This is a genomic window from Streptomyces sp. NPDC043726, from assembly GCF_056436565.1.
In genome coordinates, this window is record NZ_JBWKCI010000007.1 from 319251 (window position 1) to 332457 (window position 13207).

Annotated in this window: 11 protein-coding genes; 7 read left to right on the forward strand and 4 right to left on the reverse strand. The window is 72.2% G+C overall.

From position 1 onward, the window contains the following. Positions 1-428: 428 nt before the first annotated feature. On the reverse strand, positions 429-2666 hold the full coding sequence (locus tag AC068Z_RS22105) for a heavy metal translocating P-type ATPase (RefSeq protein ID WP_478558003.1): 2238 nt from the start codon (positions 2664-2666) through the stop codon (positions 429-431). A 19-nt stretch (positions 2667-2685) separates the two neighbouring features. Then, positions 2686-2901, reverse strand: a complete 216-nt coding sequence (locus tag AC068Z_RS22110) for a heavy-metal-associated domain-containing protein (RefSeq protein ID WP_478558006.1) — start codon at positions 2899-2901, stop codon at positions 2686-2688. A gap of 204 nt (positions 2902-3105) precedes the next feature. On the opposite strand from AC068Z_RS22110, the gene AC068Z_RS22115 reads away from it, so the two are divergent. Then, on the forward strand, positions 3106-4305 hold the full coding sequence (locus AC068Z_RS22115) for a cation:proton antiporter (RefSeq protein ID WP_478558009.1): 1200 nt from the start codon (positions 3106-3108) through the stop codon (positions 4303-4305). Between the two features lie 45 nt (positions 4306-4350). Beyond that, positions 4351-5394, forward strand: coding sequence for a zinc-dependent alcohol dehydrogenase family protein (locus AC068Z_RS22120; protein WP_478558012.1), 1044 nt, complete (start codon positions 4351-4353; stop codon positions 5392-5394). Positions 5395-5435: 41 nt separating this feature from the next. On the opposite strand, the gene AC068Z_RS22125 is transcribed toward AC068Z_RS22120, so the two are convergent. Further along, positions 5436-5636: a helix-turn-helix transcriptional regulator gene (locus tag AC068Z_RS22125; RefSeq protein ID WP_266514799.1), complete on the reverse strand. Its 201-nt coding sequence runs from the start codon at positions 5634-5636 to the stop codon at positions 5436-5438. Between the two features lie 366 nt (positions 5637-6002). Beyond that, complete coding sequence (locus AC068Z_RS22130; protein WP_478558019.1) at positions 6003-6914, reverse strand: helix-turn-helix domain-containing protein; 912 nt, start codon at positions 6912-6914, stop codon at positions 6003-6005. Between the two features lie 225 nt (positions 6915-7139). Between AC068Z_RS22130 and iolC the strand changes: the two genes are divergently transcribed. Genes iolC through mmsA form a run of 5 tightly spaced genes read left to right on the forward strand, consistent with a single transcriptional unit; the run spans position 7140 to position 13197 of the window. Further along, positions 7140-8090: a 5-dehydro-2-deoxygluconokinase gene (iolC, locus tag AC068Z_RS22135; RefSeq protein ID WP_478558022.1), complete on the forward strand. Its 951-nt coding sequence runs from the start codon at positions 7140-7142 to the stop codon at positions 8088-8090. Beyond that, positions 8087-8968 carry a Cgl0159 family (beta/alpha)8-fold protein gene (locus tag AC068Z_RS22140; protein WP_478558025.1) on the forward strand — a complete coding sequence of 294 codons (882 nt, stop codon included), beginning with the start codon at positions 8087-8089 and terminating at the stop codon, positions 8966-8968. The genes iolC and AC068Z_RS22140 overlap by 4 nt, the downstream gene beginning before the upstream one ends. A 22-nt stretch (positions 8969-8990) precedes the next feature. After that, positions 8991-9806: a 5-deoxy-glucuronate isomerase gene (iolB, locus tag AC068Z_RS22145; protein WP_478558637.1), complete on the forward strand. Its 816-nt coding sequence runs from the start codon at positions 8991-8993 to the stop codon at positions 9804-9806. Further along, a complete protein-coding gene (iolD, locus tag AC068Z_RS22150) occupies positions 9803-11680 on the forward strand; it encodes a 3D-(3,5/4)-trihydroxycyclohexane-1,2-dione acylhydrolase (decyclizing) (protein ID WP_478558028.1) in 1878 nt (625 codons plus the stop codon). The genes iolB and iolD overlap by 4 nt, the downstream gene beginning before the upstream one ends. Positions 11681-11694: 14 nt before the next feature. Continuing rightward, positions 11695-13197, forward strand: coding sequence for a CoA-acylating methylmalonate-semialdehyde dehydrogenase (gene mmsA, locus AC068Z_RS22155; protein ID WP_478558031.1), 1503 nt, complete (start codon positions 11695-11697; stop codon positions 13195-13197). Positions 13198-13207 lie beyond the last annotated feature (10 nt).

The following is a 13207-nucleotide window of genomic DNA, read 5'->3' on the forward strand; positions in this document are numbered from 1 at the left end:
GATTCCCCCCACGGGATCCGGCCGGGCGTCTGAGGACAGCGCCTGAATCGCTGTTGTCCGGCGCCGCGTTGAGCAGAACCGGTGGAACTCGTCGTACTACTGCGTGTGCGGTCTGCCGGGACAACGCACGCTCGGGAGGGCCGCTCAAAGCTCCCCGGGGTGCGTGCCCCGGCAACGCATCTCTGAGGAAGTCCCCCAAGACATCCCCAGATGCCAGTTCGCGCCCCCCAAGACGCTTACCGACATCGCCAACTTAGACCTTCGAACCCCTTCGATGGTTACGTTCACATCACTGTGATCTGCGTCTCTTGCATTTGTCCGTTAGCTGCGCAAGAACCCGGATACAGCGACGAGGCCCAAGCGTAAGGATGATGCGCGAGGCTTGTGAAGAGCTTATGTGAGGCTCGCGCCTGACTCCAGAGGGGCCCCTAACGGAAAGTCCGCAGTCGCAGGCTGTTCGTCACCACGAACACCGAGGAGAAGGCCATCGCCGCCCCCGCGATCATCGGGTTCAGCAGGCCGGCCGCGGCCAGTGGCAGCGCGGCCACGTTGTAGCCGAACGCCCAGACGAGATTGCCCTTGATCGTCGCCAGGGTCCGCCGGGACAGCCGGATCGCGTCCGCGGCGACCCGCAGGTCCCCGCGTACCAGCGTCAGATCCCCGGCCTCGATCGCCGCGTCCGTCCCGGTCCCCATCGCCAGACCCAGGTCCGCCGTGGCGAGCGCCGCCGCGTCGTTCACGCCGTCCCCGACCATGGCGACCGTCCGTCCCTCGCCCTGCAGCCGCCGTACCGCCGCGACCTTCTCCTCGGGCAGCACCTCCGCGATCACCTGCTCGATCCCGACGCTCTTCGCCACCGCCTCGGCCACCGCCCGGTTGTCCCCGGTCAGCAGCACCGGCGTGAGCCCCAGCGCGCGCAGCCGCCGTACGGCCTCGGCGCTGGTCTCCTTGACCGTGTCGGCGACCGCCAGCACGGCCCGCGCCGCTCCGTCCCAGCCGACGACGACGGCCGTACGTCCGTCCCGCTCGGCCTTGTCGCGGGCGCGGGCCAGCTCCTCGGGCAGGGCGGGGAACAGGCGCCCCACGGCGACCTCATGGCCCTCCACGAGCCCGCGTACGCCCCGCCCGGGGACGTTCTCGAAGTGCTCGGCCGCGGGAAGCGCCCCGACCCTCCCCTCGGCGCCCGCGGCGACGGCACGGGCGACCGGGTGCTCGGAGGCGTGCTCCAGGGCGCCCGCGAGGCGCAGCGCCTGCCGCTCGTCGGTGCCCTCGGCGACGTACACCTCGTGCAGGGTCATCCGGCCCGTCGTCACCGTGCCGGTCTTGTCGAGGACGACGGTGTCGACCCGGCGGGTGGACTCCAGTACCTCCGGGCCCTTGATCAGGATGCCGAGCTGGGCGCCGCGCCCGGTGCCGACCATCAGCGCGGTGGGCGTGGCGAGGCCCAGGGCGCACGGGCAGGCGATGATCAGGACGGCGACGGCCGCGGTGAACGCGTCCACGGTGTCTCCGGTCGCGCCCAGCCAGCCGCCGAAGGTGGCGACCGCGAGGAAGAGGACCACCGGCACGAACACCGCGGAGATCCGGTCGGCGAGCCGCTGCACCTCGGCCTTGCCGTTCTGCGCGTCCTCCACGAGCCGCGCCATCCGCGCCAGCTGTGTGTCGGCGCCGACCCGTGCGGCCTCGACGACCAGCCGGCCGCCGGCGTTGACGGTCGCGCCGGTGACGGCGTCGCCGGCCGCCACGTCCGCCGGTACGGACTCGCCGGTGAGCATCGAGGCGTCCACCGCCGAGGTGCCCTCGACGACGGTGCCGTCGGTGGCGATCTTCTCCCCGGGCCGTACGACGAACCGGTCCCCGACCGCCAGTTCCGCCACCGGGATCCGCTGCTCGCGCCCGTCCCGGAGGACCGCCACGTCCTTGGCGCCGAGTTCCATCAGCGCCCTCAGCGCCGCCCCCGCGCGCCGCTTGGCGCGGGCCTCCAGACAGCGGCCGAGCAGGATGAAGGCGACGACCCCGGAGGCCACTTCGAGGTAGATCGCCGAGGCGCCGTCCATCCCGCCGACGGTGAGGCGGAAGCTCTCCCGCATGCCGGGCATGCCCGCGTCGCCGAGGAACAGCGCCCACAGCGACCAGCCGAACGCGGCCAGCGTGCCGACCGAGACCAGGGTGTCCATGGTCGCGGCGCCGTGCCGGGCGTTGGTCCAGGCGGCCCGGTGGAAGGGCAGGCCGCCCCAGACGACGACCGGGGCGGCGAGGGTGAGGGCCAGCCACTGCCAGTTGTCGAACTGAAGCGCGGGAACCATCGAGAGCAGCACCACGGGCGCGGCGAGCAGGGCGGAGACCGTGAAGCGCTGCCGGTAGTCGGCCAGTTCGGGGTCCGCCGGGGCTTCTTCCGGGGCTTCGTCCGCGACCGGAGCGACCGGCTGGGGCTCCTCGGCCGTGTAACCGGTCTTCACCACCGTCGCGATCAGGTCCGCGACCTCGACGCCTTCGACGTAGGTGACCTTCGCCTTCTCGGTGGCGAAGTTGACCGTGGCGCTGACCCCCTCCATCCGGTTGAGCTTCTTCTCGACCCGGGCGGCGCAGGAGGCGCAGGTCATCCCGCCGATGAGCAGCTCGACTTCGGAGCCGGGCGTTGTCGGGGCCTGGACGGTGGCGGACATGGGCCGGGGCTCCCCGAGGTCAGAGGGTGCCGACGAGCTCGAAGCCGGCCTCGTCGACGGCGGCGCGCACGGCGTCCTCGTCGAGGGCGGCCTCGGAGATGACGGTGACCTCGCCGGTGGAGGCGACGGCCTTGACGGAGCTGACGCCGGGGAGTTCGGAGATCTCGCCGGAGACGGCGCCCTCGCAGTGTCCGCAGCTCATCCCGCTGACCTTGTAGACGGCGCTGACGCTCATGGTGTTCTCCTCGTGGAGGCAGTTGGGGCTCACGGGGTCAGCGAGGACCCCATACCACCCACCGTATACCCCTATGGGGTACTCCTCCAAGAAGGGTCGCCGCGGCCCGGTCGACACGTTCCGGTGTGGCGGGTTCCCTCGGGAGTCGCGGACAGGCAGGGCGAATTGGGCTGATTCGCCGGAACCCTATGGTAGGTACCCCTTATGTCGCAGTCCGGGACGCTCATCCTGATCATGTCCATCGCGGTGCTGGCACCGCTGCTCGCGCACGGGGTGAGTCGCCGGCTGCCGGTCCCGCTCGTCATCTTCGAGATCGCCCTCGGCATCCTGGTCGGCCCGGACGTCCTGGGCTGGGCGGGGGACGGCGAGGTCATCGACACCCTCGCCGACCTCGGCCTGGCGATGCTGATCTTCCTCGCCGGTTACGAGATCGAGTTCGACAAGGTCTGCGGGGAGCCCCTGAAGCGCTCCGTGGCGGCCTGGCTGATCGCGCTGGCGGTCGGCCTGGGCCTGGCCACCCTCATCGCCGGCTTCGACCGGGGCGTCTACATCGGCACGGCCCTGACCAGCACCGCCCTCGGCACCGTCCTGCCGCTCCTGCGGGACGCCGGGGACCTGCGGTCCCGGTTCGGCACGGTGATGACGGCCTTCGGCGCGGTGGGGGAGTTCGGCCCGATCATCGCCATCGCCCTTCTCCTGAGCGGCCGTTCACCGGGCCGCTCGACGGCGGTACTGGCCGCGTTCGCGCTGCTGACGGCGGTCGCGGTGTGGTGGGCGACGCGCCCGCGCCCACCGTGGTTCTCCCGGGTGGTCGAGGTGACCCTGCACACCAGCGGCCAGTTCGCCGTACGGATGGTGGTGCTGCTGCTGGCGGCCATGCTCGGCCTGGCCGAGGTGCTGGGCCTGGACACCCTCCTCGGCGCCTTCGCGGCAGGCGTGATCGCGCGGCTGATCCTGCACGGCTCGGCACCCGAGAGCGCGGAACCGGTCATGGAGAAGGTCGAGGCGATGGGCTTCGGCTTCCTGGTCCCCGTCTTCTACGTCGTCACAGGCATCGAGTTCGACCTGTCCGCCCTGCTCTCGGGCGGCCGGGCACTGCTGCTCCTGCCACTCTTCCTGGCCCTGTTCCTGCTGGTCCGCGGCCTGCCGGTGTACGCCCTGGCCCCGCCCGACCTGACCCGCCGGGACCGCAAGGCCCTGACGCTGTTCGCCGCCACGGCCCTCCCGCTGGTCGTGGCGATCACGACGATCGGCGTCGACGAGGGCACGATGCGCACGGACGAGGCGGCGGCACTGGTGGGGGCGGCGATGGTGTCGGTCCTGGTGTTCCCGCTGGTGGGGTTGAGGCTGCGCGGGGAGGGGGAAGAGCGCAAGGAACTCGCGGGGGAGGGGGAGTCCTGGTGACCCGAGGCCGGCTTCCAGCCTTCGCGTGGAAGGAAGGGAGCCCCCGTGCGAGCCGTGGTCTTCGAGCAGTACGGCGAACCCGCCGACGTACGCGAGGTGAGCGACCCCCGGCCGGCCGAGCACGGAGTCGTCGTACGGGTCGAGGCCACCGGCCTGTGCCGCAGCGACTGGCACGGCTGGCAGGGACACGACCCCGACATCACGCTCCCGCACGTCCCCGGCCATGAACTCGCCGGTGTCGTGACGGAGACCGGCTCCCGGGTCACCCGCCGGCGCCCCGGCGACCGGGTCACCGTCCCCTTCGTCTGCGCCTGCGGAAGCTGCGCCGCCTGCGCGGCGGGCGACCAGCAGGTGTGCGAGCGGCAGACCCAGCCCGGCTTCACCCACTGGGGCTCCTTCGCCCAGTACGTGGCCCTGGACCACGCCGATGTGAACCTGGTCGCGATCCCCGACGGACTGTCCTACGCCACCGCGGCGGCGCTCGGCTGCCGGTTCGCCACCGCGTTCCGGGCGGTCGTGCAGCAGGGCCGGCTCGCCGCGGGGGAGTGGGTCGCGGTGCACGGCTGCGGTGGGGTGGGCCTGTCGGCGGTGATGATCGCGGCGGCCGCGGGGGCCCGCGTGGTCGCGGTCGACGTGTCGCCCGGGGCCCTGGACCTGGCCCGCGAGTTCGGCGCGGTGAGCTGTGTGGACGCGACGAGCGTGCCGGACCCCGCCGAGGCGGTCCGCGAGCTGACCGGCGGCGGCGCCCACCTCTCCCTCGACGCCCTCGGCTCACCCGCCACCTGCGCGGCCTCGGTGAACGGACTGCGCCGCCGCGGCCGGCACGTCCAGGTGGGGCTGCTGCCCTCGCCCGACGGCACGACCCCCGTGCCCATGGCCCGCGCCATCGGCTGGGAGCTGGAGATCCTCGGCAGCCACGGCATGGCCGCGCACACCTATCCGCCGATGCTGGAGCTGGTCGCGTCCGGAGTGCTGCGCCCCGACCTCCTGGTCACCCGGACCATCACGCTGGCCGAGACCCCGGCCGCGCTCGCGGCGATGGGCACGGCACCCGGATCGGGAGTCACGGTCATCGCGCCCTGGACCTGAACGGGGTGCCCGCACGCCCGGGGCACCCCGACGGACCGTGCCTAGTCCTCTCTCCGGCCGCGGTTGCCCGGGCGTGAGGCGACCCAGGCCCGGACGGTGTCGGCGTACCAGAAGGGCTTGCCGCCCTCCACGTGGTCGGGCGGCGGCAGCAGCCCGTGCTTGCGGTACGACCGCACGGTGTCCGGCTGCACCTTGATGTGCGCCGCGATCTCCTTGTACGACCAGAGCCGACGGTCCGTCATCGGTTGCACCTCCCCGCGCGCGCCGCGGCGCCGGCCGGGAACGGCCGTCGGGGGTACCGGGCGCTGCGCTGGCGATCACCAAGCCTGTGCCCGGTCAACGACGCTCTGTGACCGGAGGGCAGGGGCTGTGCGCCGGGTGTGACGCAAGACCCGCGTAGGCGCGACATGTGTGACACAAGAGGGGCGTTTGTGACAGAGGTGCCGCAAAGGCGTGCGCGGGCGCGTGGGCGCGGCGCGTTGACGATGCCGTGGGGACCATGGCAGGGCGGGCCGGACCCGCTGCGTCGGGTCCGGCCCGCCGGTTCCCCCGCCAACCTCGGCTCTCGGGCTCGAGGCCAGGCGCTCAGCGTGCCGGGGGAGATCCGCTCAGGTCTTGGAAAAAACCGCACTGCCGCCGGGGTCTAGCACCAGGCTGGTCGCCTCACCGGCCATCCGGTCGTCCGCCGGAGCCCCGACGGGCAGCCGCCGCGCCGTGGCGAACTCCCGGGGCGTGCACCCCGTCATCGCCTTGAACTCACCGCTCAGATGGGCCTGGTCGTAGAAGCCGCAGACAGCCGCGGTCTCCGCGGCGCCGCGACCGGCCGCCAGCAGCCGCCGGGCCCGTTGCAGCCGCAGCACCCGGGCCGCCGCCTTCGGGCCCAGGCCGATCTGCTCCCGGAACCGGTTCTCCAGATGCCGCTGACTCCACCCCACCTCCTCGGCGAGCCGCGGCACGGGCATCGCCCCACCGGTCCGCACCAGCTCCGACCAGGCCCGCACGACCCGCCCCGAACTGGGCACCCCGGCCGCCTGCCACCGCGTGAACACCTCGTCCAGCAGCGCGAACCGCTCGCCCCAGGAGGGCAACGCGGCGAGCGCGCCGGCGAGTTCACCGACCCCGCCGGCCAGCGCGTGCGGCAGTTCGTCGGGGTCGACGGTACGGTCGGCCAGCTCGTACTGCGGTGTGCCGAACAGCGTGAACGCGGCCCACGGAGTGAGCAGCACCTCGATCCCGGCCAGCCGCCCCGCGTGCTCCCCGACGGCCGGGGTGGTGGTGGGCCCGCAGTACAGGGACACGAACGCCTCGGGTTCCCGCCCGCCCCGGGAGATCCGCACGGACTCCCCGAACGACAGCACCAGCGTGGCCGCCCCGATCGGCGTCTCCAGCCGCCGCCGGGGCCGCGCGAAGCCGAGCCGGAACCCGCGATAACTGATGACCCCGGGCCGGAGACGGGGATGGGGCAGGGCGAGCGCGAACTCCCAGGAGCCGTAGGACCCATGGCCGTGAAGAACACGCACGAGCCCCTCCTCTTCCAGGGCAGCGACTCCCTAAGGGGCGCGGGGAACTGCGCGACCAGCCCCCACGACCCGCACACGCGCCATAACAGCACGTGCCACCCCAATAGGCGACCCTCAATCCCCCAGAACCCAACCCAAGAACTAGTCCGAATGTCCGGACAAAATATTGACAGCGCTCCGCCCGCAGGGCTAGAACACGGGGAGAGCCGATACGAAGGGAACGCGATGGCGTACGACCTGATCACCATGGGGCGGATCGGTGTGGACCTCTATCCGCTGCAGACCGGCGTCCCCCTCCCGCAGGTCACCTCGTTCGGCAAGTTCCTCGGCGGCTCGGCGGCGAACGTCGCGGTCGCCGCCGCCCGCCTGGGCCGGAACACCGCCGTGATCACCCGCACCGGCGACGACCCCTTCGGCACCTACCTCCACGAGGCCCTGCGGGACTTCGGCGTCGACGACCGCTGGGTCACCCCGGTCCCCGGCCTGCCCACCCCGGTGACGTTCTGCGAGGTGTTCCCGCCGGACGACTTCCCGTTGTACTTCTACCGGCAGCCCAAGGCGCCGGACCTGGAGATCGACGCCCACGACCTCGACCTCGACGCCGTCCGGGAGGCCCGGATCTTCTGGGTCACCGGCACCGGTCTGAGCGAGGAGCCCAGCCGTACGGCGACCCTGGCGGCGCTGGCGCATCGCGCGAAGTCGGGGATCACGGTCTTCGACCTGGACTGGCGCCCCATGTTCTGGCGGGACCCCGCCCAGGCCCGCCCCTTCTACCGGGAGGCCCTGAAGCACGCGACGGTGGCCGTGGGAAACCTGGACGAGGTCGAGGTGGCCACGGGAGTCCGCGAACCCCACGCGGCGGCCCGCGCCCTCCTGGACGCCGGAGTGGAACTGGCGGTGGTGAAACAGGGCCCGAAGGGCGTCCTGGCGGTGAGCCGCGGCGGCGACCAGGCGGAGGTCCCCCCACTCCCGGTGACCGTCCTGAACGGCCTGGGCGCGGGCGACGCCTTCGGCGGCTCCCTCTGCCACGGCCTGCTCTCCGCCTGGGACCTGGAAACCACCATGCGCCACGCCAACGCGGCCGGCGCGATCGTGGCCTCCCGCCTGGAATGCTCCTCGGCGATGCCGACCCCGGACGAAGTGTCCGCGGCCCTCTCCGCCGGAGCCGTCCAGTGAGCATCGACATCGCGGCGCTGGTGGACACCCGCAGCCGTCACCCCGAAGCCGTCGCGGAGGCCGCCTCGCGGCGCCGCAGGCGCCCCCTGCTCAACAGCGGCGGCCGTCTGATGATCGTCGCCGCCGATCACCCCGCCCGCGGCGCCCTCGGTGTGGGTGACCGCAAGTTCGCCATGGCCAACCGCGCCGACCTGCTGGAACGCCTCTGCCTCGCCCTGTCCCGCCCGGGCGTCGACGGAGTCCTCGCCACCGCCGACATCCTCGACGACCTCCTCCTGCTCGGCGCACTGGAGGACCGCGTGGTCATGGGCTCGATGAACAGAGGCGGCCTCCAGGGCGCGAGCTTCGAACTCGACGACCGCTTCACCGGCCACCGCCCCGAGGACATCCACCGCCTCGGTTTCGACGCCGGCAAGCTGCTGCTGCGCATCGACTACGACGACCCGGGCTCGCTCACCACCCTGGAGTCCACCGCCCGCGCCGTCGACGAGATGGCGGCCCGGCAACTCCCGGTGTTCGTCGAGCCGTTCATCAGCCGTCGCACCCCCGACGGGAAACTCCGCAACGATCTCTCCGCCGACGCCGTCACCCGGTCCATCGCCATCGCCTCGGGCCTCGGCGGCAGTTCGGCGTACACCTGGCTCAAGGTCCCGGTCACGGACAACCCGGACGACATGGCCCAGGTCATGGAGACATCCACGCTGCCCGCCGTGCTCCTCGGCGGCGACATCGGGGACGACCAGGACGCGGCCTACGAGAAGTGGCGCGGCGCCCTCCAACTCCCCACCGTGCGCGGCCTGGTGGTCGGCCGTTCGCTGCTGTACCCGGCGGACGGCGATGTGGCCGCCGCCGTGGACACCGCCGTAGGACTGCTGTGAGGGCCGCATGACCGACAGCCGGATGACGAACAGCGAGCTCCACGTCCCCGAGGGCTCGACCGCGGACGCCCACTACGCGCTCGACATCGACCCCGAGCGGGCAGGCTGGACGCACTCCAGTCTGCGCGTCGTCGAGCTCGCCCCGGGCGGCACGCACACCTTCACCACCGGGGACAGCGAGTGGATCGTCCTGCCCCTCAAGGGTGGATGTACGGTGCAAACAGAACAGCACGAGTTCCAACTCCTGGGCCGGGAGGACGTGTTCGCGTCGGTCACCGACTTCGCGTACGTACCCCGGGACGCCCGGGTCCAGATCGCCTCCGGCGCGGGTGGCCGCTTTGCTTTGGCAGGAGCAAGGTGCGAGCGACGACTCCCCGCCCGCTACGGCCCCGCGCCGGAGGTCCCCTTGGAGGAGCGCGGCAGCGGAAACCGCACGCGGCACGTCCGCAACTTCGCCTCCGCCGACGCCTTCGAGTGCGACAGGCTCATCGCCGTCGAGGTGATCACCCCCGGCGGCAACTGGTCCTCGTACCCGCCGCACAAGCACGACGAGCACCGGCCCGGCGAGGAGTCGGAGCTGGAGGAGATCTACTACTTCGAGATCGAGGGACCGCACGGCTTCGGCTACCAGCGGGTCTCCCCGTCCCGCGAGGGCGGCTCCGACGTGCTCGCGGAGGTCCGATCCGGTGATGTCGTGCTCGTCCCGGACGGCTGGCACGGCCCGTCGATCGCCCAGCCCGGCCACGACATGTACTACCTGAACGTCATGGCGGGCCCGGGGGAGACCCGGGAGTGGCGGATCTGCTTCCACCCCGACCACACGGAGGGCTACCGATGACCATCCGGCTCACGGTCGCACAGGCGCTCCTGCGCTTCCTGGCCGCCCAGCACACCGAGCGCGACGGCGTACGCCACCGGCTCATCGGCGCCACCTGGGGCATCTTCGGCCACGGGAACGTCGCCGGGCTGGGCCAGGCGCTGGTCGAGGCCGCCGATGTCATGCCGTACCACCAGGGCCGCAACGAGCAGTCGATGGTGCACGCGGCCGTCGGCTACGCCCGCCAGTCCAACCGGCTGTCCACGCACGCCGTGACGACCTCCATCGGACCCGGCGCCACCAACCTCGTCACCGGCGCCGCCCTCGCCACCATCAACCATCTGCCGGTCCTGCTGCTGCCCGGCGACATCTTCGCCACCCGCCCCGCCGACCCGGTGCTCCAGCAGCTGGAGGTGCCGTACGCGGGCGACGTCAGCGTCAACGACTGTCTGCGCCCGGTGTCGAAGTACTTCGACCGGGTCACCCGCCCCGAGGCCCTGATCCCGGCCGCCCTCCAGGCCGTACGCGTGCTCACCGACCCGGTGGAGACCGGTGCCGTCACGCTCGCGCTGCCCCAGGACGTGCAGGCCGAGGCGTACGACTGGCCGGAGGAGTTCTTCGCCGAGCGCGTCTGGGCCGTACGGCGACCCGGGGCCGACCCCACCGAGCTGGCCGAGGCCGTCACCGCGATCCGCGCCGCCCGGCGGCCCCTCGTCGTCGCCGGCGGCGGGGTCCACCACAGCCGGGCGGAGGAGGCGCTGGCGGAGTTCGCCCGGACCACCGGCATCCCGGTCGCCTCCACCCAGGCCGGCAAGGGCTCCCTGCGCTTCGACCATCCGCAGGACGTCGGCGGCATCGGCCACACCGGCACCGCGACCGCCGACGAGCTGGCCCGCACCGCGGACCTCGTGATCGGCGTCGGCACCCGGTACACCGACTTCACCACCGCCTCCGGCACCCTCTTCCAGAACCCGGACGTCCGGTTCCTCAACCTCAACATCGCGCCCTTCGACGGCCACAAGCTCGCCGGGATGCCGCTGATCGCGGACGCCCGCAGCGGCCTCCAGGAACTCACGGCGGCCCTGGACACCCACGGCCACCGGGTGCCCGCCGCCTACGTCGCCGAGTACGGCGAGGACAAGGCGGCCTGGGAGCACCGCGTCGGCGCCTGCTTCGAGGCCGGGGAGGAGGCCGTACGGCCGACCCAGCCCCAGGTCATCGGCGCGCTGGACGCCCTCGTGGACGAGTCGGACGTGATCATCAACGCGGCCGGTTCGCTCCCCGGCGATCTGCACAAGCTCTGGCGGGCCCGCTCGGCCGACCAGTACCACCTGGAGTACGGCTACTCCTGCATGGGATACGAGATCCCGGCGGCCATCGGCGTGAAACTCGCCGCCCCGGACCGGCCGGTGTGGGCGCTGGTCGGGGACGGCACCTATCTGATGATGCCGACCGAGATCGTCACCGCCGTGCAGGAAGGCATCGCCATCAAGGTGCTGCTCGTGCAGAACCACGGGTACGCGTCCATCGGAGGGCTCTCGGAGTCGGTGGGCGGCGAGCGGTTCGGCACCGCCTACCGCTACCCGGCCGAGGACGGCACCTACACGGGTGCCCCGCTCCCCGTCGACCTCGCCGCCAACGCGGCCAGCCTCGGCATGCGGGTGCTGCGCGCGAAGACGGTACGTGACCTGCGCGAGGCGCTCGCCGAGGCGCGGGCCGCCGACATTCCCACATGTGTCTACGTGGAGACCGAAACGGCAGACACAGTGTCGGGCGCGCCCGAGGCGCAGGCCTGGTGGGATGTTCCTGTGGCCGAGACCGCGACCCGCCCGTCGGCGGTCAGGGCCCGCGAGGAGTACGACCGGCACGTCTCAGCTCGACGCCGCCACTTGTGAAGGAGTTACTGGGCATGACGAAGATCGTCAACCACTGGATCGGCGGCAAGACCGCCGAAGGCGCGTCGGGCAACTACGGGCCGGTCACCGACCCGGCCACCGGCGCGGTCACCACGAAGGTCGCGTTCGCCTCGGTCGACGAGGTCGACGCCGCCGTACAGGCCGCGAAGGAGGCCTATCTGACCTGGGGCCAGTCCTCGCTGGCCCAGCGCACCACCATCCTGTTCAAGTTCCGGGCGCTGCTGGACGCCAACCGGGACGCCATCGCCGAGCTGATCACCGCCGAGCACGGCAAGGTGCACTCCGACGCCCTCGGCGAGGTCGCCCGCGGCCTGGAGATCGTCGACCTCGCCTGCGGCATCAACGTGCAGCTGAAGGGCGAACTGTCGACGCAGGTCGCGAGCCGGGTCGACGTGGCCTCGATCCGCCAGCCGCTCGGCGTCGTCGCGGGCATCACGCCGTTCAACTTCCCGGCGATGGTCCCGATGTGGATGTTCCCGATCGCCATCGCGACCGGCAACACCTTCGTGCTGAAGCCGTCCGAGAAGGACCCCTCGGCGTCGATCAAGATCGCCGAGCTGCTGGCCGAGGCCGGTCTGCCCGACGGCGTCTTCAACGTCGTCCACGGCGACAAGGTGGCCGTCGACCGCCTGCTGGAGCACCCGGACGTCAAGGCCGTCTCCTTCGTCGGCTCGACCCCGATCGCCCGCTACATCCACACCACCGCCTCCGCCAACGGCAAGCGCGTGCAGGCCCTGGGCGGCGCCAAGAACCACATGCTGGTCCTGCCCGACGCCGACCTGGACGCGGCGGCGGACGCGGCCGTCAGCGCCGCCTACGGCTCCGCGGGCGAGCGCTGCATGGCGATCTCCGCGGTCGTGGCGGTCGGCGCGATCGGCGACGAGCTGGTGGAGAAGATCCGCGAGCGCGCCGAGAAGATCAAGATCGGCCCCGGCAACGACCCGACCTCCGAGATGGGCCCGCTGATCACCAAGGTCCACCGCGACAAGGTGGCGTCCTACGTCGAGGGCGCGGCGGCCGAGGGCTGCGAGGTCGTCCTGGACGGCACCGGCTACACGGTCGACGGCTTCGAGGACGGCCACTGGATCGGCATCTCGCTCCTCGACAAGGTGCCCACCAGCGCGAAGGCCTACCAGGACGAGATCTTCGGCCCGGTGCTGTGCGTGCTGCGCGCGGAGACGTACGAGGAGGGCGTGGCCCTCATCAACGCCTCGCCGTTCGGCAACGGCACCGCGATCTTCACCCGGGACGGCGGCGCCGCCCGCCGCTTCCAGCTGGAGATCGAGGCCGGCATGGTCGGCGTGAACGTCCCGATCCCGGTCCCCGTCGGCTACCACAGCTTCGGCGGCTGGAAGGACTCGCTCTTCGGCGACCACCACATCTACGGCAACGACGGCACGCACTTCTACACCCGCGGCAAGGTCGTCACGACCCGTTGGCCCGACCCGTCCGAGGCCCCGGCGGGCGTCGACCTGGGCTTCCCGCGCAACCACTGAGCGGACGGCT